At 41.6% G+C, this 20,932-nt stretch carries 17 protein-coding genes; 10 read left to right on the forward strand and 7 right to left on the reverse strand.

Annotated elements, in window-relative coordinates:
• Nucleotide 1: 1 nt before the first annotated feature.
• The 5 genes from mnmE to rpmH all read right to left on the reverse strand — a co-directional run bounded on the left by mnmE (nucleotide 2) and on the right by rpmH (nucleotide 3,922).
• On the reverse strand, nucleotides 2-1,366 hold the full coding sequence (mnmE, locus tag ACFSJY_RS05910) for a tRNA uridine-5-carboxymethylaminomethyl(34) synthesis GTPase MnmE (protein ID WP_386032236.1): 1,365 nt from the start codon (nucleotides 1,364-1,366) through the stop codon (nucleotides 2-4).
• A 158-nt stretch (nucleotides 1,367-1,524) separates the two neighbouring features.
• Complete coding sequence (gene yidC / locus ACFSJY_RS05915; protein WP_386032101.1) at nucleotides 1,525-3,162, reverse strand: membrane protein insertase YidC; 1,638 nt, start codon at nucleotides 3,160-3,162, stop codon at nucleotides 1,525-1,527.
• 6 nt (nucleotides 3,163-3,168) lie between these two features.
• Entirely contained in the window at nucleotides 3,169-3,417 is a 249-nt protein-coding gene (gene yidD / locus ACFSJY_RS05920) for a membrane protein insertion efficiency factor YidD (protein WP_386032103.1), read from the reverse strand.
• Complete coding sequence (gene rnpA / locus ACFSJY_RS05925) at nucleotides 3,384-3,707, reverse strand: ribonuclease P protein component (RefSeq protein ID WP_386032105.1); 324 nt, start codon at nucleotides 3,705-3,707, stop codon at nucleotides 3,384-3,386. Before rnpA ends, yidD begins: the two co-directional genes overlap by 34 nt.
• An 80-nt stretch (nucleotides 3,708-3,787) precedes the next feature.
• The gene (rpmH, locus tag ACFSJY_RS05930; RefSeq protein ID WP_116002236.1) at nucleotides 3,788-3,922 is read right to left on the reverse strand and encodes a 50S ribosomal protein L34; all 135 of its coding nucleotides are present in this window, start codon (nucleotides 3,920-3,922) and stop codon (nucleotides 3,788-3,790) included.
• Nucleotides 3,923-4,408: 486 nt separating this feature from the next.
• On the opposite strand from rpmH, the gene dnaA reads away from it, so the two are divergent.
• The 6 genes from dnaA (at nucleotide 4,409) to glyS (ending at nucleotide 13,604) form a co-directional block, all read left to right on the forward strand.
• Nucleotides 4,409-5,779: a chromosomal replication initiator protein DnaA gene (gene dnaA, locus ACFSJY_RS05935; RefSeq protein ID WP_386032108.1), complete on the forward strand. Its 1,371-nt coding sequence runs from the start codon at nucleotides 4,409-4,411 to the stop codon at nucleotides 5,777-5,779.
• Nucleotides 5,780-5,809: 30 nt separating this feature from the next.
• Nucleotides 5,810-6,913 carry a DNA polymerase III subunit beta gene (gene dnaN / locus ACFSJY_RS05940; protein ID WP_386032110.1) on the forward strand — a complete coding sequence of 368 codons (1,104 nt, stop codon included), beginning with the start codon at nucleotides 5,810-5,812 and terminating at the stop codon, nucleotides 6,911-6,913.
• Nucleotides 6,914-8,017: a DNA replication/repair protein RecF gene (gene recF / locus ACFSJY_RS05945; protein ID WP_386032112.1), complete on the forward strand. Its 1,104-nt coding sequence runs from the start codon at nucleotides 6,914-6,916 to the stop codon at nucleotides 8,015-8,017.
• Between the two features lie 5 nt (nucleotides 8,018-8,022).
• Nucleotides 8,023-10,458: a DNA topoisomerase (ATP-hydrolyzing) subunit B gene (gene gyrB / locus ACFSJY_RS05950; protein WP_386032114.1), complete on the forward strand. Its 2,436-nt coding sequence runs from the start codon at nucleotides 8,023-8,025 to the stop codon at nucleotides 10,456-10,458.
• A 129-nt stretch (nucleotides 10,459-10,587) separates the two neighbouring features.
• Complete coding sequence (gene glyQ, locus ACFSJY_RS05955) at nucleotides 10,588-11,538, forward strand: glycine--tRNA ligase subunit alpha (protein ID WP_386032116.1); 951 nt, start codon at nucleotides 10,588-10,590, stop codon at nucleotides 11,536-11,538.
• Nucleotides 11,538-13,604, forward strand: a complete 2,067-nt coding sequence (gene glyS / locus ACFSJY_RS05960; protein WP_386032118.1) for a glycine--tRNA ligase subunit beta — start codon at nucleotides 11,538-11,540, stop codon at nucleotides 13,602-13,604. Before glyQ ends, glyS begins: the two co-directional genes overlap by 1 nt.
• A gap of 34 nt (nucleotides 13,605-13,638) precedes the next feature.
• Here glyS and tusA read toward each other — a convergent pair whose 3' ends face one another.
• Nucleotides 13,639-13,887: a sulfurtransferase TusA gene (tusA, locus tag ACFSJY_RS05965; RefSeq protein ID WP_386032120.1), complete on the reverse strand. Its 249-nt coding sequence runs from the start codon at nucleotides 13,885-13,887 to the stop codon at nucleotides 13,639-13,641.
• A 169-nt stretch (nucleotides 13,888-14,056) separates the two neighbouring features.
• Between tusA and ACFSJY_RS05970 the strand changes: the two genes are divergently transcribed.
• The 4 genes from ACFSJY_RS05970 (at nucleotide 14,057) to ACFSJY_RS05985 (ending at nucleotide 19,524) form a co-directional block, all read left to right on the forward strand.
• On the forward strand, nucleotides 14,057-15,979 hold the full coding sequence (locus ACFSJY_RS05970; protein WP_386032122.1) for a transglycosylase SLT domain-containing protein: 1,923 nt from the start codon (nucleotides 14,057-14,059) through the stop codon (nucleotides 15,977-15,979).
• Between the two features lie 95 nt (nucleotides 15,980-16,074).
• Nucleotides 16,075-17,394, forward strand: coding sequence for a Xaa-Pro dipeptidase (gene pepQ / locus ACFSJY_RS05975; RefSeq protein WP_386032124.1), 1,320 nt, complete (start codon nucleotides 16,075-16,077; stop codon nucleotides 17,392-17,394).
• A 30-nt stretch (nucleotides 17,395-17,424) separates the two neighbouring features.
• Nucleotides 17,425-18,039, forward strand: coding sequence for a YigZ family protein (locus tag ACFSJY_RS05980; protein ID WP_386032126.1), 615 nt, complete (start codon nucleotides 17,425-17,427; stop codon nucleotides 18,037-18,039).
• A gap of 33 nt (nucleotides 18,040-18,072) precedes the next feature.
• Nucleotides 18,073-19,524: a TrkH family potassium uptake protein gene (locus ACFSJY_RS05985; protein WP_386032128.1), complete on the forward strand. Its 1,452-nt coding sequence runs from the start codon at nucleotides 18,073-18,075 to the stop codon at nucleotides 19,522-19,524.
• Between the two features lie 12 nt (nucleotides 19,525-19,536).
• Here ACFSJY_RS05985 and trkA read toward each other — a convergent pair whose 3' ends face one another.
• Nucleotides 19,537-20,913 (reverse strand): Trk system potassium transporter TrkA, encoded by a 1,377-nt coding sequence (trkA, locus tag ACFSJY_RS05990; RefSeq protein ID WP_386032130.1) that lies wholly within the window; start codon nucleotides 20,911-20,913, stop codon nucleotides 19,537-19,539.
• Between the last annotated feature and the right edge of the window lie 19 nt (nucleotides 20,914-20,932).

A 20,932-nucleotide genomic window follows, 5' to 3' on the forward strand; every position in this document is an offset into this window, starting at 1 on the left:
ACTACTTGCCAATACAAAATGACGAGAAGATTTTGCCAAGTAGATCATCAGAGGTGAATTCGCCGGTTATTTCATTTAATTCTTGCTGGCAAAGGCGCAGCTCTTCCGCCAATATTTCACCGGCAACGTAAGCTTCTAGTTGATCCAAGCCTGTTTGCAAGTGCTGATGCGCGTTTTCTAGCGCGACTAAGTGACGTCGTCGAGCCATAAAGCCACCTTCAATACTGCCTTGATAGCCCATAATGGTTTTTAAGTGTTCTGTAAGATCACTAACACCTTCACCATTTTTTGCAGACAAGGTGACAACAGGGTGTTGCTCCGATGCTGTCATTCCTGTTTTAGCACCGCTTATATCAGCTTTATTTCTGACGATAGTAAGGCCCATATTATCGGGAAGTTGTTCAAAGAACTCTGGCCAAAATGCCGTGATATCGGACTCTTGCTGTGTACTGGAATCTACCATCAGTAAAACGCGATCCGCTTTGCTAATTTCTGCCCACGCGCGTTCAATGCCAATCTGCTCGACTTTATCCGGACTTTCTCGCAACCCTGCTGTATCGATAATATGTAGTGGCATACCGTCGATATGTATTTGCTCAGTAAGTACGTCTCGAGTCGTTCCCTCGATGTCTGTCACAATAGCTGTTTCTTTTCCGCTCAGGGCGTTTAACAGGCTTGATTTTCCTGCGTTGGGACGGCCAGCAATAACAACGCGCATACCTTCACGAATAATACTGCCTTGCTTTGCCTGTGCTTGCACAGTATCGAGATCGGCAATAATCTTTTTAAGATCATTAAGCACTTTTTCGTCGGCTAAAAAATCTATTTCTTCTTCTGGGAAATCAATTGCTGCTTCAACGTACATGCGCAAATGTATGACGTCTTCGACTAGCGCATTGATAAGCTTTGAGAAGTCACCTTGCAGTGAGTGTAATGCACTTCGAGCCGCTTGTTCTGAATTGGAATTAATGAGGTCAGCAATGGCTTCTGCTTGGGTGAGATCGAGTTTATCGTTTAAAAAAGCTTGTTCGCTGAACTCACCTGGCTTTGCCATTCTAACGCCTGATACCTGCAAAATTTCTTTGAGCAGCATATCAAGTATAACGGGGCCACCATGTCCTTGTAGCTCAAGTACATTTTCACCAGTAAAAGAGTTTGGCCCTTCGAAATATAGCGCAATACCCTGGTCAAGCACATCGCCATTTAACCCACGAAAGTTAAGGTAATCTGCATATCGAGTTTTCGGCTGTTTGCCTAAAATAGCATGTGCAACATCACTCGCTTTAGGGCCTGACACTCGAATGATGCCTACGCCCCCTCTACCTGGGGCAGTTGCTTGTGCAGCAATGGTTTCCGTTGACGACATGAAGGGAGAATTAGCAGACATAACCAAACTCAAAATATTACTATGTCGTTATTATAACGCTATGTCGCTTTGGGAACATAATTATTGGACTATTTAAGAGACAATAAAAAAGGTGGCAAAAGCCACCTTTTCAATAGGTTATCAATCGACGACAAACCTTAAGCTGTAGCTTTGGCCTTGGCACGCTCCATACCGTTAAAGATCATCTTCATTTGAATAATAGAAATAACGTTACTGATGAACCAGTAAAGTACCAGACCTGACGGGAACCAGAAGAAGAATACTGTGAAGACAACCGGCATGTATTGCATCATTTTCTGTTGCATTGGGTCTTGCACCGTCATTGGTGTCATCTTTTGCATCACAAACATACTGATACCCATTAAGATAGGTAGTACGTAGTATGGGTCTTTGCTAGATAAGTCAGTTAGCCATAAACCAAATTCAGCGTGGCGAAGTTCTACACTTTCTAGGAATACCCAGTAAAGTGCCAAGAAAATAGGCATTTGAATAAGAATAGGTAAACAGCCACCTGCTGGGTTTACTTTCTCTTTACGGTAAAGTTCCATCATTGCTTGCGACATTTTCTGGCGATCGTCACCAAAGCGCTCTTTTAATGAATTCATTTTTGGTTGAAGTTCACGCATTTTCGCCATTGATGTGTACTGCGCTTTAGTCAGCGGGTACATCAAGCCTTTCACAATAATTGTGATGATAATGATCGCTACGCCCCAGTTAGACACTACTGATTGAATTTTTAGTAGTAACCAGAATAGTGGTTGAGAAATCATAAATAAGAAGCCGTAATCAACAGTTAAATCTAAACCGTCTGCAATTTGTTCAAGTGCTTCTTGATCTTTAGGACCTACATAGAATACTGCAGATGTAGTAGCTGTTGTATTTGGTTCAATATTAAGGCTTGGTGCCTTAAAGCCGATAACCGCATCGCCAGCACTTGTGTAGCTAGTGTAAAGTTGATTTACTCCTGCTTTCTCCGGCACCCAAGCTGACACGAAGTAGTGTTGTAGCATAGCTACCCAGCCACCTTGTGTAGACTTATTGAGGTTTGCGTCAGCAATGTCTTCAAAGTCATACTTTTCGTAGCGCTCTTCAGTTGTTGAATAAGCAGCGCCGCGATAGGTTGGAATCAAACCTGAAGAGCTATCAACATAGCTTGATTGTTTTAACTGGCCGTAAAGTTGAACACTTGCAGTATTTGTCGTGTTGTTAGTGACGTTATAGGTCACATTCACTTGATAGCTGCCCGGTGTAAATTCAAAGTTCTTTTGAACTACAATGCCGGATTCATGCTGATAGGTCAGTGTTAGTGTCAATGGCTGGCCGTCTTGCATGGTTAATGAAGACGATTCAACACTATAAATTGGTCGGCCGGATACAATACGGTCAATACCATTTGCACCAGTTAAACCTGATTGTGCAATGTATTTCATGCTACCGTTTTGCATGATAGTAAATGGAACGCCACTACCTTGTTCTGTTTCGTAATCAAGTAATGTCACTTCAACGATGTCGCCACCTTGCGTGTTCACTTTAACGTTTAGAACATCAGTTTCGACCGTAACCAGCTGTGCGCTTGATGCTACCGGCTTAACCACTGGCGCGGCATTTTCTGATGCTGCTGGTACAAAGTCGTCATCGGCTGTTGTATTACCAGAGGTTTGGCTTGCAGTTTGTGTTACGTCTGGCACAGGTGCATTGTCTAGTGCCCACTGTTGATACAACAGGAAGGTAACAACCAATAAGCCAATAAAGAGCATACTGCGTAGGGATTCCATAATCTGTTATTTCTCTTTGTTTAATGGTGGTACGGGATCTTCGCCGCCCGCATTGAGTGGGTGGCATTTTAGTATACGTTTGATTGCTAACCAACAACCTTTTATAACGCCAAAGCGTTCAATGGCGATAACAGTATATTGTGAGCATGTTGGTTGGAATCGACAATTGTTGCCTAACAACGGACTGATAAACCGCTGATAGCCTCTCACTAGGCTTATAACTAGCGCTTGTGACGCTGAGCGATTTTTCGCCATATTTTCACCAACTGTTTATTTATGGTGGCATTGTCTAAATTATCAATACCTGATTTGACCATAACAACCATATCAACGGAAGGTAATTCGTGTTGATGTAAGCGAAAGCTTTCTCTTGTTAGCCGCTTTATACGATTTCGTTGCACTGCAAGTTTGACACGCTTTTTTGCGATAGCCATGCCTAAGCGACATTTAGAGTGGTTATTTTTGGTAATTAGGATGGTGAAATGACTAGAGCCAAATCGAGAAGGGTTTGAAAATACTTCTTGGAATTGCCCGGGAGTCAACAAGCGTGACCCCCGGTTGAATTCGTAAGTAACCGATTTCATAAGTAAACTGGTTACTTATTCTCTTAAAGGGACTAAGAGAATTAAGCGCTTAGCTTAGCACGACCTTTAGCACGACGACGTGCTAATACTGCACGACCGTTTTTAGTAGCCATACGAGCACGGAAACCGTGGTTGCGCTTACGCTTTAATACAGAAGGTTGAAATGTTCTTTTCATTACACTATTCCGTCGGTTGTTGTTGCCCAGGCAAAACAGCCGTATTGAGCACACTGGTCTAAAAAAAGAGGCCGAATTTTAAATAGACTTTGAGCAGTTGTCAATGTTTTCCTGAAGTTGATTTGCATAAATGATCGCCGGATCGATCCTATTAGATCTGAACATATCCACAAATTAACCACAGAACAACTTTTTTGATTAATAAATAAACGATAAAACTATTAATATTTAAATATTCTAAGGCGAGTATTTTAGTAAAAAATTAATCTAATAAATTATAAATACATAATAAAAACAACAACTAGAAAAGGGGGGTGTTTTTAAACTGAGTTTTCCCCAGTGATTGTTGTTGCATCTGTGGATAACTGCGTAGATAATTGTCCGATTCGTATAATAATTTAACTTCTCACGTCCCGTCTGATCGCCTCGACGATCCACAAGTGAAACGAGTTCGAACAAAGAAGTTTATATCGCCAGGAGTCCATTTTGGATCATTCTCTTTGGCAGCGTTGTCTCTCTGTTTTACAAGAAGAGCTTCCTGCACAGCAGTTTAGTATGTGGATCCGTCCACTTCAGTGTGTTGTAGAAGACAATATCATGACTTTGTATGCACCTAATCGTTTTGTGCTTGATTGGGTAAGAGATAAGTATGTAGAGCGGATAACCTCGATCGTATCGATCGAAGAATCTAGTAACCCACCGCTATTGAGGTTTGACGTAGGCACCAAACCAGTTGTTCAGCAGACAGTTCCTACCAGTGGTATTAGTAAAGATCCAACAGTAGCTAATGCGCCGTTGAGCCAACCAAAACAGGAAGTTGAATCAAACCTGCCAAAAACGACTAATGTTCGAAACAAGTATACTTTTGATAACTTCGTAGAGGGTAAATCAAACCAGTTGGCAAGGGCTGCTGCTTCTCAAGTTTCTGATAATCCAGGTTCAGCTTATAACCCCTTATTTATTTATGGTGGAACTGGTTTAGGTAAAACTCACTTATTGCACGCTGTTGGCAATGGTATTTTACTGAATAACCCGAAAGCAAAAATAGCATATATGCACTCAGAGCGCTTTGTGCAGGATATGGTTAAAGCCCTACAAAACAATGCGATAGAGAAATTTAAACAGTATTACCGCTCAGTAGATGCATTGCTAATAGATGACATTCAATTTTTCGCTAACAAAGAACGCACACAGGAAGAGTTTTTCCATACGTTTAATGCGTTGTTAGAAGGTAATCAGCAAATAATTTTAACCAGTGATCGTTACCCAAAAGAAATTGAAGGTGTAGAAGATCGTCTGAAGTCCCGTTTTGGTTGGGGTTTAACGATCGCGATTGAGCCTCCTGAACTCGAAACTCGGGTTGCCATCCTGAAAAAGAAAGCCCAAGAAAGTAATGTTAATTTAGCTGATGAAGTAGCGTTTTTTATTGCTAAACGTTTGCGTTCAAATGTGAGAGAATTAGAGGGTGCATTGAATCGTGTTATCGCAAATGCGAACTTTACTGGACGCTCGATTACGATTGATTTTGTTAGAGAAGCACTTCGTGATTTGTTAGCATTGCAAGACAAGCTAGTGACCATTGATAATATTCAGAAAACAGTGGCTGAATATTACAAAATTAAGGTTGCTGATTTGCTTTCAAAACGTCGTAGTCGTTCTGTTGCTAGACCTAGACAAATTGCAATGGCATTATCTAAGGAATTGACGAATCATAGCTTGCCGGAAATAGGGGATGCTTTTGGTGGTCGAGACCATACTACGGTGTTGCACGCGTGTCGCAAAGTCAAGGCGTTACGTGAAGAAACGCATGATATAAAAGAAGATTATTCGAATTTAATAAGAACACTGTCGTCCTAGTTTAGGGCTCTTGATAAGCAGGTATAAAAGATGAAGTTTTCACTGAACAGGGAATCATTGCTCAAACCCCTATTGTTGGTATCTGGTGCTGTAGAAAGAAAAAGCACGCTTCCAATTTTAAGCAATATTCTTTTTGATGTTAGTGAGCAGTCACTTACGCTAACGGCTACTGATTTGGAGCTTGAAATGGTAGCTAGCACTGAGATTAACAACCAAGGCGAGTCGGGGAAATTGACGATACCGGCTAAAAAGCTACTGGATATCTCTAAAAGCTTACCAGAAGATTCTATCCTGACTTTCGAAACTAGTGGTGATTCAGTCACGATAAGTAGTGGACGCAGTAAATATTCGTTATCAACATTGCCAGCAACAGATTTCCCAAATATCGAAGAATGGAAAGGCGATGTAGAATTCCAAATTAGAAAATTGGATTTACTTCGTTTAATTGAAAGCACGCATTTTTCTATGGCCAATCAAGATGTACGTTACTATTTGAATGGTATGTCGATTGAAACTGAAGGTGAAGAGATCCGTTCGGTTGCTACAGACGGACATCGTTTAGCTATATGTAAAATTGGCAATAACGCATTATCGTTGCCTGCTCGCCAAGTTATTGTCCCAAGAAAAGGTATTCTTGAAATTATTCGTTTGCTTGATCCAGTTGAAGAAGAAGTGCAAGTGTTCATGGGGTCTAATCATATTCGTTTGATTGATACCGAGTTTTCATTTACCAGTAAGCTAGTCGATGGTCGCTTTCCAGATTACAGGCGTGTTCTTCCTCGTAATGGTGACAAGTTCTTAGAAACGAATAAAGATGAGTTGAAGCAAGTACTAAGTAGAGCTTCGATCTTGTCTAATGAAAAGTTTAAAGGTGTTCGTTTGAACTTTGCTAGCGGAGAATTAAAAATTACCGCAAATAACCCTGAACAAGAGCAAGCGGAAGAAGTTATTGAAATTAATTTCCCCTATGAAGATTTAGAAATTGGTTTTAACGTTAGCTATGTGCTCGACGTGTTAAATGCGATTAAGGACAGTAACGTTAAATTCACCTTAGCTGATGCTAATAGTAGCGTGATGATTGAGGGTAGCGAAGCAAGTGAGGCTCTCTACGTAGTGATGCCAATGCGTCTGTAAATGACGATAGTTAGTTTATATGTAAAAAATTTACGCAATCTTAACGAGCAAGGCTTAAAGCTGAGTTCGTCGACTAATATCGTAATTGGAGATAATGGCAGTGGCAAAAGCAGTATTTTAGAGTCTCTATTTTGCATTGGCCACGGAAAGTCATTTAGAACGATTAAATCAGAGTCTATTTGCCATTTTGAGCACGAAGAATTTTTCATTAATGTTAAAGATGAGCAAGGGCGTAGCTACGGTTTAAGTAAGAAAAAATCTGATCCTAGTTTTCAGATTAAAATTGACAACGCTAGAGTAAGTAAGTTGTCAGAATTAGCGAAACATTTTGCGGTTCAAATTGTGACACCTGAAAGTTTTAAACTATTTTTTGGTGGAGCTAAAGAGCGGAGAAAGTTTTTGGATTTAGGATTGTTCCACGTGGAACATCTTTTTTCAGAACAATGGAAATGGTTTTCAAAAATTCATAAACAACGCAACGCGCTAATTAAAACTAGAGACAAAAGTTTTGATTTTGAATACTGGACGAACGAGTTTGTAAATAGTTCAGAGCAAATTTCAAAGTTAAGAAGTGACTATGTAATCAAGCTGGAAAATGAACTTGCCTCGTGGTTACCGATACTTCTACCTGAAATATCAGATCGTGTTTCACTACATTTTTATAAAGGATGGAGTTCCTCTAAACCTTTACATGTGGTACTGAAAGAAAACTTTAACAGAGAAATGAAGCAAGGATTTTCATTTAGTGGAGCCCATAAGTTTGATTTAAAGTTTTTGGTAGATGGAAAACCACTTGATTTAAAGTTGTCGAGAGGGCAACAAAAGTTGTTTTTAGTGGCGTTAACTTTTGCACAAACAAAGTTAATCGAACAAGTTAAGCCAGTAAAACCAATTTTGTTAATTGATGACTTTGGTGCAGAGCTAGATGTAAATTCTCGAGTATTACTTGAAAAAGCTCTTTCCAAACTCGATTGCCAAATGGTGATTACCGCTATTGAGAAAAGTGCTGTAGAAAGTCTTTTTTCTAGCGAAACGATTAGAAAAAATTGTTCTATGTTTCACGTGGAACATGGCAAGATTTCGGAAATGAAAGAAATAGGCTAAACGCTATGACAGTAGAAAACGATTACGGCTCGGATAGTATTAAGGTTTTAAAAGGCCTTGATGCTGTTCGTAAAAGACCAGGGATGTATATCGGTGATACCGATGATGGCACTGGTTTGCATCATATGGTGTTTGAGGTTCTAGATAACTCTATTGATGAAGCGTTGGCTGGACACTGTAATGACATCATTGTAACCATTCACTTGGATGGTTCAGTGTCTGTTCAAGATGATGGTCGTGGTATCCCGACGGATATTCACCCTGAAGAAGGGGTGTCGGCTGCAGAAGTTATTATGACGGTACTGCACGCTGGTGGTAAATTTGGTGGTGAAGATTCTGGTTACAAGGTATCTGGTGGTCTTCACGGTGTAGGTGTATCGGTAGTTAATGCATTGAGTGACAAACTGACATTGACTATTCGACGCAATGGCAGAGTCCATGAACAAGAGTACCACTTAGGTGAACCTAAAGCGCCTCTGGCAGAAGTAGGTGATACCGATGGTACAGGTACTATGGTTCGCTTTTGGCCAAGTGCTGAAATTTTCTCAGATATCGAATTTCACTACGACATTCTGTTAAAGCGAATCCGTGAATTATCATTCTTGAATTCAGGTGTCTCTATCAAGTTAATTGATGAGCGTGATGAAGATAAGAGTGAACACTTTCATTATGAAGGTGGTATTCAAGCGTTTGTCGAATACCTCAACACAAACAAAACGCCCGTTAATGAAGAAATATTCTACTTTGACTTAGAGCGAGAAGATGGCATTGCGGTTGAAGTAGCAATGCAATGGAATGATGGTTTCCAAGAAAATATTTTCTGTTTTACTAACAACATTCCACAACGTGATGGTGGTACCCATTTAAGTGGTTTCCGTGCAGCATTAACGCGTACGTTGAATAGCTACATGGTAAAAGAAGGTCTTAACAAATCTAAAAAAGGCGAGACCAATACCTCTGGTGATGATGCACGTGAAGGTCTTACAGCAGTAATTTCTGTTAAAGTCCCAGATCCAAAATTCTCTTCACAAACAAAAGACAAGCTAGTTTCTTCTGAAGTAAAAACAGCAGTTGAGCAGGCGATGGGTGAGAAACTGGGCGAACACCTATTAGAGAACCCTAGTACTGCAAAAACAATAATTATGAAGATTATTGATGCAGCAAGAGCTCGTGAAGCTGCTCGTAAAGCGCGTGAAATGACACGACGTAAAGGCGCTCTAGATATCGCTGGTCTTCCTGGAAAGCTTGCCGACTGTCAGGAAAAAGATCCCGCACTTTCTGAACTATACATAGTGGAGGGTGACTCTGCGGGTGGTTCAGCTAAGCAAGGTCGTAACCGTAAAAACCAAGCTATCTTACCGTTGAAAGGTAAAATCTTAAACGTAGAAAAAGCGCGCTTTGACAAGATGATTTCATCTGCTGAAGTTGGCACATTAATTACAGCTTTGGGTACAGGTATTGGTCGTGATGAATATGACCCAGAGAAACTTCGTTACCATAGCATCATCATTATGACCGATGCTGATGTTGATGGTTCTCATATTCGTACACTTCTTTTGACGTTCTTCTATCGTCAAATGCCAGAAATTATGGAACGTGGCCATGTCTTTATTGCCCAACCTCCACTGTATAAAGTGAAGAAAGGTAAGCAAGAGCGTTATATTAAAGACGATGAAGCACTAACAGAATACTTAACTACTTTAGCGCTAGAAAACGCAGAAATTCATGTGAATGAATCTGCGCCAGCAATATCGGATGTTGCTCTTGAAGGTTTAGTGAATCAATACCGCTCTACGTTAGAAACAATCAATAGAATCTCTCGTCAAATTCCGGCAGATATTCTAGAAAAAATGGTTTACGGTTTAGAAGTCTCGAAAGATGACTTCTCTGATGAACCTAAAGTAAAAGCATGGACAGACAGCCTTATTGAGCAACTAGAGAATCAAGAGGGCAATGGTTCTATTTACTCTGTAGATATCAAGCATAACAGTGAACGTAATATCTACCTTCCAGAGTTTAATGTACGCCAACATGGTATTGATAAAGTGTACCCGGTTACGTTTGACTTCATTCAGTCAGGTGAATTCCAATCTATCATTGCATTGAACAAATCCATCAATGGTTTAATGGAAGAGGGTGCTTTTGTTAAACGTGGTGAGAAAGTTAAACCAGTTGCTTCTTTCGAAGAAGCACTAAATTGGTTAATGGCTGAATCGAAACGTGGTCAATACATACAGCGCTACAAAGGTCTAGGTGAGATGAACCCGGATCAACTTTGGGAAACAACAATGGACCCTGAAACTCGTCGTATGCTTCGTGTAACGATCGAGGATGCTATTGCTGCTGACCAGTTATTTAATACGCTGATGGGTGACCATGTAGAACCTCGTAGGGAATTCATTGAAGACAATGCACTGAAGGTTGCTAACCTAGACGTGTAGAATTTTACGAACGACAAACTAATTTATGCCCGGTTATCAAATCGGGCTTTTTACTTTTAACAGACTACTAAAGCAATTACTCTAGATAGCTGTTATATTACGAAAATACTTAGGCAAAAAGATATCCTCATGGCTAACTTTGATATCAAAACATTCCAAGGCTTAATCCTGCAATTGCAAGATTATTGGGCCCGTCAAGGCTGTGTAATTATTCAGCCACTCGATTTAGAAGTTGGGGCAGGTACATTCCACCCAATGACATTTTTACGTGCTATAGGCCCTGAGCCAATGTCTAGCGCATACGTTCAACCCTGCCGTCGTCCAACTGATGGACGCTATGGTGAAAATCCAAACCGCTTACAACATTACTACCAATTCCAAGTAATGCTTAAGCCAAACCCGAAAAATATCCAAGAACTTTACCTTAACTCATTGAAAGAGTTAGGTATTGATCCACTTGTCCATGATATACGCTTTGTTGAAGACAACTGGGAATCTCCTACGTTAGGTGCTTGGGGCTTAGGTTGGGAAATTTGGCTAAATGGTATGGAGATTACGCAGTTTACCTACTTCCAGCAGGTAGGTGGTCTTGAGTGTGCACCAGTGACAGGCGAAATTACCTACGGCTTAGAGCGTTTAGCTATGTATATCCAAAATGTAGATTCAATTTACGATTTGGTGTGGACTGACGGCCCTATGGGTAAAGTGATGTATGGCGATGTTTTCCATCAGAATGAAGTTGAGCAATCTGCCTACAACTTTGAACACGCTGATGTAGAAGACTTATTCCACCAATTTGATCAGTGTGAAAAAGTATCCAAAGATCTAATTGAAAAGGGGTTGCCGCTACCAGCCTACGAACAGGTGATGAAAGCATCACATGCTTTCAATTTACTTGATGCTCGCCACGCTATCTCTGTTACTGAACGTCAACGTTATATCCTGCGAGTAAGAACGTTGGCGAAAGCCTGTGCTGAAGCATACTATGCTGCTCGAGAAGAATTGGGTTTCCCACTGTGTAATAGTCAAGTAAGTAACAACCAAGACGCAACTCTTGAAGAGAAAAAGGGAGATGCATAATGACGACTGAAACTTTATTGATTGAACTTGGTACAGAAGAGTTACCACCGAAAGCGTTAAGCACGCTTGCTACAACTTTCTACAACCAAATTAAAACACAGCTTGATAGTGCCGAGTTAACTTACGAAGATATTAAGTGGTACGCATCTCCACGTCGATTAGCGGTACAAGTAAAAGCGCTTGCCGCAAAACAAGCGGACAAAGAAATTGAGAAGCGCGGCCCCGCGACAAATGTCGCTTTTGATGCTGATGGCAACCCAACAAAGGCGGCTGAGGGCTGGGCACGTTCAAACGGTATTACAGTTGCTGAAGCAGACCGTTTAACCACAGATAAAGGCGAGTGGTTATATCACAAAGCAACGCAACCAGGTAAGCAAGTGCAAGCACTTGTACCAGATATGGTTGTTCATGCACTTAATAAATTGCCTATTCCAAAACCTATGCGTTGGGGAAGTGAACGAATCCAGTTTATCCGCCCTGTGCATACACTGACGATGCTTTATGGTGCAGAAGTTATTTCGGGTGAAGCGTTAGGTGTGCAATCGAGCAATCAGCTTTTAGGTCACCGTTTCCATTTCGAAGGTGTGGTCACGTTAGACCACGCTGATAACTACGAAGAAGCATTAAAAGCCGCTTACGTTATTGCTGACTATGAAAAACGAAAAGCGTTAATCGTAGAACAAGTAGAAAAAGTTGCTGCTGACATTCAAGGTCATGCGATTGTTGACCCTGATTTACTTGAAGAAGTTGTCAGTATTAACGAATGGCCAAATACGTTAGTGGGTACATTTGATGAAGAGTTTCTAACCGTTCCAGCTGAACCGCTTATTTACTCGATGCAAGACCATCAAAAGTACTTTCCAGTAAAAGATGCGAATGGCAACTTGATGAATAAATTCATCTTTGTGGCAAATATTGAGAGTAAAGCACCAGAGCAAGTCATTTTTGGTAATGAAAAGGTTATACGTCCGCGTTTAGCAGACGCAGAGTTTTTCTTTAAAACAGATAAAAAACAGTCACTTGAATCACGTTTGAAGAGTTTGGAAAGTGTACTATTCCAAAAACAATTGGGTACATTGAAAGATAAATCTGAACGTATTGCTGCACTTAGCAAATTCATTGCTCTGGCAATCAATGAAAACGATGCTGATGCATATCGCGCTGGTTTATTGAGTAAAACTGACTTGATGTCAGAAATGGTATTAGAATTCCCACAAGTACAGGGGACGATGGGTAAATACTATGCTAGACACGATGGTGAACCAGAAGCCATTGCCCAGGCACTAGAAGATCAATACCGCCCTCGTTTTGCTGGTGATAGTTTACCAGATGCAAATATCGGTTGTGCTGTTGCAATAGCAGACAAAATTGACTCTCTCGTTGGTATCTTTGGTATTGGACAAGCGCCTAAAGGTGACAAAGACCCATTTGCACTTCGACGCGCAGCTATTGGCTTGATTAGAATCATTATTGAAAAGCAATTACCACTAGATATTGCGTCGTTAGTGACTCATGCTAAAGGCTTATTTGGCGATAAGCTGACGAGCGATAGTGTTGAAAGTGATGTAATCGAATTTGTCATGGGCCGTTTCAGAGCGTATTACGAAGAGCAAGGAATAAGTGTTGATGTGATCCAAGCTGTATTGGTGAATAAGCCAACGGCACCTTTAGATTTTGAACAACGCATCAAAGCTGTTGCTCACTTCAAAACATTGCCTGCGGCAGAAACACTAGCAGCAGCTAACAAACGTGTAGGTAATATCTTAGCGAAGTTTGATGGCGAACTATTATCATCGGTAAATGCTGATTTGCTTCAAGAAGATGCGGAAAAACAACTGGCGACAGCTTTTGACAATATTAATAGCCAATTGTCTGCTTCGTTAGCTGAGAAAGATTATCAACAAGCGTTAACGTCTTTAGCGACTATCAAAACTGAAATTGATAACTTCTTTGAACATGTCATGGTAATGGCCGACGACGAAGCGATTAAAACGAATCGACTAACGCTGTTAAGCGCTATTCGTAGCCGTTTCTTGGAAGTGGCTGATATTTCGTTGTTACAGTAATTAAAGACTGTAACAGCGTAATAAAAAAGGAGGCTTAGCCTCCTTTTTTTATGATGTAGTGATAGGGCACGTTATCAACATCTTGTGCGATAAGCTCATGTTCCATAAATCGACAAAAGCTTGGGATATCTCTTGTTGTACTTGGATCGTCCGCTTGAATAAAAAGTGTCTCGCCAGTAGACAATTCACGCATCTTTTTTCGTATCATCATAACGGGCTCTGGACAGCGTAGCCCCAAAGCATCTAATTGGTGATCAGCTTGGCTTTCGTTCAGTGTACTCATAGTATTACTGTCAAGTTGTGTTAACGCGCAATGCTATCGCATTCGGTCCGGTCTATAAAGTGGTGTTGCAATATAGTACATTTATGTTTTCACCGTAGCACAAAATATACGTTACACTTGTGTTGGTTGTGCTTTTTCGAATAGCTACTACATCGGGATTTTTCACGTTATGACCCCTTTTAAGCGCGGCATATTCTTCTTAACTACTTGTGCTGCGGTGCTTTTTCACCATACGGTCGTTGCTAAAGATATCAATAGCCAACGTAAAACCTTTCTTAAGGCAGAGAAAAATGTTTGGCAAGCCAATTCTCCAACATATAAGGCCTTATATAACCAACTTCATTTTTATCCACTGCAACCATACCTCGATCAGAAGCGTCTTATACATAACATTCGCTTAAAAGATGCTAGCGAAATAGAAGAATTTTTAAACGAATACGAGAGCACGCCATTAGATTGGCCGCTGAGAAAAAAATGGCTTAACTATCTTGCTAAGCGAGAGCGCAAAGCGATGTTCTTAAAGTTCTTTAAGCCAAACAGCAACGCTAAGCTTAACTGTACAAAACTTCGCTACCAGTTAGATGCGGGTGTTCCTCAAACAACGGTACTACCTGAAGTCAGTCAATGGTGGCTGGTGGGTAAATCTCAGGACAAGGCGTGTGATCCACTTTTCAAACTATGGCAAAAGGCTGGGTATAGAACGAGTGACAAAGTATGGAAGCGTATCGGCTTGGCTGCCGATGGTGGAAAGCATACACTCATTCCATATTTAACAGGCCTATTGCCACCAGAAGAGCAGTATCTTGGCAAACTCTGGCATAAAGTGCGTCGCGACCCTGCACATATCACAAAGTTATCTCGTTTCACTTATTTTAATGATAAAGAAACGCAAATTATGGCTTATGGATTAAAGCGTCTTATCTGGCGCGACCCTGATCGTGCACTAAAGACTTTTAAAAAGGCAGAGACAAAGTTTCCATTTACCCAAAAACAACGAGATTATTTAGCATCACGTTTTGCGCTTGCATTGGCTAGCAAACAACATGTCGCTGCAACTGAGTGGCTCGATAAGGTACCTGAATCGTATCTAGACAGTAATTTGGTGCAGTGGAAGTTAACCAACGCACTCCAAACTCAAAATTGGAAAACTATTTACGATACGTTAATGTCATTGCCTGAAAGCAAAAAGAACACGGCGCAGTGGCTTTATTGGCATGCTCGAAGTTTAGAGGTGTTGGAAAGAAAAGAAGAAGCAGCGTTAGCTTTTAAAGAACTTGCTCAAAAGCGACACTATTACGGCTTTTTGGCGGCCAAGCACATCAATCAACCCATTCAACTTCAGCATGAGCCATTGATTTACAGTGACGAGCAAAAGTTGAAAGCGTTGAACAATGATGCTGCTAAAAGGGCTTTCGAACTGTTCCACTTAGAGCGTTACAGCCATGCACGCAAAGAGTGGAACTATTGGCTATCAAATTTACCGCAATCTGAAAAGCTATTGGCAGCTATGATTGCATATGACAAAGAGTGGTATGACAGGCCTATATTTACACTAGCCGCACAGGGTTACTTGGATGATGTAGAGTTACGTTTTCCAATGGCCTATCAAGCGGATATTGAAAAATTCTCAAGCAAGTATGACATTGATGCTAGTTGGGCTTTTGCTATCGCTCGTCGTGAAAGTTCTTTCATGCCAGATGCGCATTCCGGTGCAGGGGCAAGGGGATTAATGCAAATAATGCCGGCTACAGCTAAGCAACTTAAGAAAGGATCAGTGTCTAATCGCTATTTGCTAAACGCCACCAATAACATCAATCTTGGTACTAAGTACCTGAAGCAATTACTCGATAGAAATAATGGCAATGCAATTCTTGCCACTGCTTCTTATAATGCTGGCCCTTATCGGGTTAAAGAGTGGCTTAAACGTGGGGATGCTCTGCCAGCTGATATCTGGATAGAAACCATACCTTTTAAAGAAACGCGGGAATATGTCAAAAGTGTGATGGCTTATCAGCAAATTTACCAAGAAAAGTTAAAATTAAGTCATCAATCACCGTTCGAGCAGATAATCGCGACAGAAATTGCTGACTAGATCCAGTTTTTATAGAAATGTATACAATATGCATATTACAATGGTAGCTATTCAAACTTAGTTACCAAGCAAAACAATTTATAAGAGACATTATTATGACAAGCTTAGCTAGCCTATATCCTACACATGTCAGCGAACTGCAAGTTCGTGCTAAAAATGTGTTGCACCGCGAAGGTCTGGAAGGTTTAGTAATTCATTCTGGACAAGAGCTACGTGCTTTTTTAGACGATAACAGCTACCCATTTCGTGTAAACCCCCATTTTAAACACTGGTTACCGTTAACAGATGTACCTAATAGTTGGTTGATTATTAACGGTGTAGATAAGCCGACACTTGTCTATTATCAACCAGTAGATTTCTGGCATAAAGTATTGCCTTTACCGGAAGATTACTGGAATGCGCATTTTGATATCAAAGTATTAACTAAAGCCAGTGATGTTGATCAGCTTTTGCCATATGATAAAGAAAAGGTGGCCTATATAGGTGAGCATGTAGAAGTCGCTACTGCTTTAGGTTTCAGCCAAATCAACCCAGAACCAGTACTTAACTATTTACACTTTCACCGTGCCTACAAAACGCCTTACGAGCAAGAGTGTATGCGCCAGTCTAACGTAAAAGCAGTTGCAGGCCACAGAGCGGCGAAAGCGGCTTTTATGGCGGGGGAAACTGAATACGAGATCCAACGAGCTTATCTTCAAGCAACATCTCATACAGACAGCAATACACCCTATGGCAATATTGTCGCGTTAAACGAAAATGCGGCTATTTTGCATTACACTGCATTAGAGCGTGTAAAACCAGCAGCACATCGTTCGTTTTTGATTGATGCAGGTGCAAATTTCCATGGTTATGCGTCGGATATTACGCGTACTTACGCGTTTGAACAGAATGATTTTGCTGCGCTGATAACCCGTATGGACAAATTGATGCTCGATGCGGTAGCTGGGCTTAAACCAGGTAAAAGCTATGTAGATCTGCATATAGAAACCTACCAAGCAATTGCCGAGGTGCTTGCAGAGTTCAACTTTATTAATTGTAGTGCCGCTGATGCGGTTGATACGGGCATAGTTTCTACATTTTTCCCACATGGTTTAGGTCATCATTTAGGGCTTCAAGTGCACGATGTCGGCGGTTTTATGGCTGATGAACGTGGAACGCATATTAACTCACCTGATGCACATCCTTTCCTTCGCACTTCACGCGTTGTAGAGGCCGATCAAGTGTTCACTATTGAGCCTGGGTTATACTTTATTGATTCACTATTAGCAGATCTTAAAGCGAGTAAGCATGGTGAACTAGTGAATTGGCAACATGTGGATGCGATGCGCCCATTTGGCGGTATTCGTATCGAAGATAACGTGATCGTCCATCAGTCTCACAATGAGAACATGACGCGTGATCTTAGTCTTGATTAGGGAAATAGCCCTAAATATTAATACGCCCTAATGCCTGACTATAAAATCCCTGTTGAGGAAGTAATGCATGAAACGACTGTTAATCGCAGTCGTTTTTTGTGTTACCTGTTCCCTTGTCAAAATGCCGAGATGTTTAAAGCGCGTTTAGCTGAGTTGCAACAAGAACATCCGAGTGCAAATCATCACTGCTATGCTTTTGTGAAAGGTTCTCCTATGGATAGTCAACAGTATGGTTTTTCTGATGATGGTGAGCCTAGTGGCACGGCAGGGCGCCCAATGTTAGCAGTGCTTCAAGGTTCTGGTATTGGAGAAGTTGCTGCCATTGTTGTACGTTACTTTGGCGGCGTAAAACTGGGGACAGGTGGCCTACAGCGGGCTTATGGTGGCGCCGTCCGAGAGGCGCTACCACATGTAAAAACTACGATAAAAGTCGCCGTTACTGAAAAAGAACTTACTTGTGATTACCAAGAAGTAAGTGATATTCAACACCTCATTAAAACCTTCAAGGCACACGTAGTGTCCGAAGATTATCAAGAAAATGTCAAAATGTTATTGGCTATCCCGGATGATCAACTTAAACTATTTGAACAACAACTGCTTACCGTATCTTCGGGACGTCTAACCTTGGTTAATCCGCCGCGATAAATGACGTAAGTAACGCAGCATAAGAAATAGTTAGTGCAATACAAAAACATCATTCGTATTTTAGGACTGCTGGTCACCTTATTAAGTGTGACTATGTTGCCGCCTGCAATCGTGTCACTGATATACCGCGATGGTGGTGGTGTTCCATTTTTAACTGCGTTTGCGTGGTGTTTATTCATCGGTATTGCTGCCTGGTATCCAAACCGATATGAAAAAGGTGACTTAAGAGCCCGGGAGGGATTTCTTATCGTTGTATTGTTCTGGGTCGTATTGGCTAGCTTTTCTGCTATTCCTTTGATGCTCACCGAGCAACCTAATCTAACTACCACAGATGCTTTCTTTGAGGCTTTTTCAGGCTTAACAACAACCGGCGCCACCATATTGACTCAAATTGATGGTTTACCGCATGCGGTACTGTTTTATCGTCAGCAATTGCAATGGTTAGGTGGTATGGGGATTATTGTTCTAGCAGTTGCGGTGCTGCCAATGCTCGGTATTGGTGGTATGCAGCTTTATCGTGCTGAAACGCCAGGCCCGGTAAAAGATTCTAAAATGACACCAAGGATTGCTGATACAGCAAAGCACTTGTGGTACATCTATCTTTCGTTAACCATTGCCTGTGCACTATGTTACTGGCTTGCGGGTATGTCAGTGTTTGATGCGATATGCCACTCATTTTCCACCATAGCGATAGGTGGCTTCTCAACGCATGATGAGAGCATGGGCTATTTTAATAGCCCAATGATAAACCTGGTGTGTGTCGTGTTTCTGATTATTGCGGGTGTTAACTTTGCCTTGCATTACGCGACCGTACAGAGCCGATCGTTCAGGAGCTATATTGCTGATCCTGAATTTAAAATATTTATCGCTATTCAGTTTGCGTTGACCTTGATTTGTTTCTTGGTACTGATGCATCACGGTACCTACCAAGATGCTGACCAAGCGCTAGATCAAGCCCTGTTTCAGTCAGTATCAATCAGCACCACCGCAGGTTTTGCCACCACATCATTTGCTGACTGGCCGACGTTATTGCCGCTATTACTGATTTTCTCGAGCTTTATTGGTGGCTGTGCAGGGAGCACAGGCGGTGGTATGAAAGTCGTGCGTGCAATCTTGCTTTACTTGCAAGGCATACGCGAGCTTAACAAGCTCGTGCACCCCAAAGCAATATTCTCTATCAAGTTAGGTAAGAAAACGCTGCCCAATCGCGTTGTAGAAGCTGTGTGGGGGTTCTTCTCGGCTTACGCGGCGGTGTTTGTTATTTGTATGCTACTTTTACTTGCAAGCGGCATGGATAATATTAGTGCATTTACAGCAGTTGCTGCTTGTATGAATAACCTGGGTCCAGGGTTAGGTGAAGTAGCAGCTAACTTTGCATCGATTAGCGATTTCAGCAAATGGGTCTTAATTGTCGCTATGCTGTTTGGCCGACTTGAAATATTTACCTTGTTGGTATTATTCACGCCAGCGTTCTGGCGCGATTAGTACGACATTTGGTTAGAAGTAAATAACGCCCACTTGGAATAGCTTCTCGACGTCAGTAATGTACTTCTTGTTGACCAAGAATAAAATGACGTGATCTTCTTCCATAATCACGGTATCGGAATGTGCAATCAGCACCTCTTCTCCGCGGACGATAGCACCTATGGTGGTGCCTGGAGGGAGTTTAATATCGCGAATTTCACGGCCAACTACCTTCGATGACGATTCATCGCCTTTGGCTACAATCTCAATGGCTTCTGCCGCACCACCACGCAAGCTATACACATTGTTGATAGTACCTCGACGAACGTGCGTTAATAGTGCTGAAATAGTGGCATGCTGAGGAGAGATGGCGATATCAATGCTACTGCCATGCACTAAGTCTACATAGGCATCACGTTGAATAAGCACCATAGTCTTACGAACACCCAATTTTTTTGCCAGCAGCGATGACATGATATTGGCTTCATCATCATTGGTGACCGCAATGAATACGTCAAATTGATCGATATTCTCTTCTAAGAGAAGCTCTTGATCAGAAGAATCACCCACAAATACCAATGTACTATCGAGCTCCTCGGCAAGCTTTTCAGCACGGTCTTGCGAACGCTCGATAAGTTTAACTTGATGATTATTTTCTAACTCTTTTGCTAAACCTGCACCAATATTACCGCCACCGGCAATCATTACGCGTTTGTACGCGGGCTCTAGTTTTTGAAGTTCGTTCATTACGGCACGAATGTGAATACTCGCAGCGATAAAGAATACCTCGTCATCTGCTTCTATAACGGTAGTGCCTAGCGGACGAATAGGGCGCCCATTTCTGTATATAGCTGCCACTCGGGTGTCTACATTTGGAATATGCTCTTTTAAGGTTGATAAGGCATGTCCAACAAGCAGGCCGCCATAATAAGCCTTTACCGCCACCAAGCTGACTTTACCGCCGGCAAATTCAAGCACCTGTAATGCACCAGGATAATCAATCAAATGACGAATATCACGTGTCACTAATTGCTCTGGTGCAATAACGTGGTCGACAGGTATATGGTCTTTGTTGAATAGCTCACGAGCACGCTCTACGATATTTGAAGAACGAATACGCGCGACCTTTTTAGGGGTAGAAAAAAGTGTATAGGCAATTTGACACGAAATCATGTTGGTCGCGTCATCGTTGGTGACCGCAATGATCATATCGGCGTCATCCGCGCCAGCGTTGGCCAAAACATCGGGGTGACTGCCTTGTCCCGCAACCACTTGCAAGTCGAGCTTATCCTGCAGTTCACGTAATTTATCACTGTCCGTATCGATCAGTGAAATATCATTATTCTCGCCAACAAGGTTTTCCGCGAGAGTGCCACCTACTTGCCCAGCACCGATGATAATAATTTTCATATTTAGCCAACTTTATAAT

The organism is Thalassotalea euphylliae, assembly GCF_042682785.1.
Taxonomy (GTDB): domain Bacteria; phylum Pseudomonadota; class Gammaproteobacteria; order Enterobacterales; family Alteromonadaceae; genus Thalassotalea_F; species Thalassotalea_F euphylliae.

Excerpts from the sequence above, each read along its gene's own strand:
- mnmE (WP_386032236.1), bottom strand. The coding sequence starts at position 1,366 with ATGTCGTCAACGGAAACCATTGCTGCACAAGCAACTGCCCCAGGTAGA.
- yidC (WP_386032101.1), bottom strand. The coding sequence starts at position 3,162 with ATGGAATCCCTACGCAGTATGCTCTTTATTGGCTTATTGGTTGTTACC.
- yidD (WP_386032103.1), bottom strand. The coding sequence starts at position 3,417 with ATGGCGAAAAATCGCTCAGCGTCACAAGCGCTAGTTATAAGCCTAGTG.
- rpmH (WP_116002236.1), bottom strand. The coding sequence starts at position 3,922 with ATGAAAAGAACATTTCAACCTTCTGTATTAAAGCGTAAGCGCAACCAC.
- dnaN (WP_386032110.1), top strand. The coding sequence starts at position 5,810 with ATGAAGTTTTCACTGAACAGGGAATCATTGCTCAAACCCCTATTGTTG.
- recF (WP_386032112.1), top strand. The coding sequence starts at position 6,914 with ATGACGATAGTTAGTTTATATGTAAAAAATTTACGCAATCTTAACGAG.
- gyrB (WP_386032114.1), top strand. The coding sequence starts at position 8,023 with ATGACAGTAGAAAACGATTACGGCTCGGATAGTATTAAGGTTTTAAAA.
- glyQ (WP_386032116.1), top strand. The coding sequence starts at position 10,588 with ATGGCTAACTTTGATATCAAAACATTCCAAGGCTTAATCCTGCAATTG.
- glyS (WP_386032118.1), top strand. The coding sequence starts at position 11,538 with ATGACGACTGAAACTTTATTGATTGAACTTGGTACAGAAGAGTTACCA.
- tusA (WP_386032120.1), bottom strand. The coding sequence starts at position 13,887 with ATGAGTACACTGAACGAAAGCCAAGCTGATCACCAATTAGATGCTTTG.
- ACFSJY_RS05970 (WP_386032122.1), top strand. The coding sequence starts at position 14,057 with ATGACCCCTTTTAAGCGCGGCATATTCTTCTTAACTACTTGTGCTGCG.
- pepQ (WP_386032124.1), top strand. The coding sequence starts at position 16,075 with ATGACAAGCTTAGCTAGCCTATATCCTACACATGTCAGCGAACTGCAA.
- ACFSJY_RS05980 (WP_386032126.1), top strand. The coding sequence starts at position 17,425 with ATGCCTGACTATAAAATCCCTGTTGAGGAAGTAATGCATGAAACGACT.
- trkA (WP_386032130.1), bottom strand. The coding sequence starts at position 20,913 with ATGAAAATTATTATCATCGGTGCTGGGCAAGTAGGTGGCACTCTCGCG.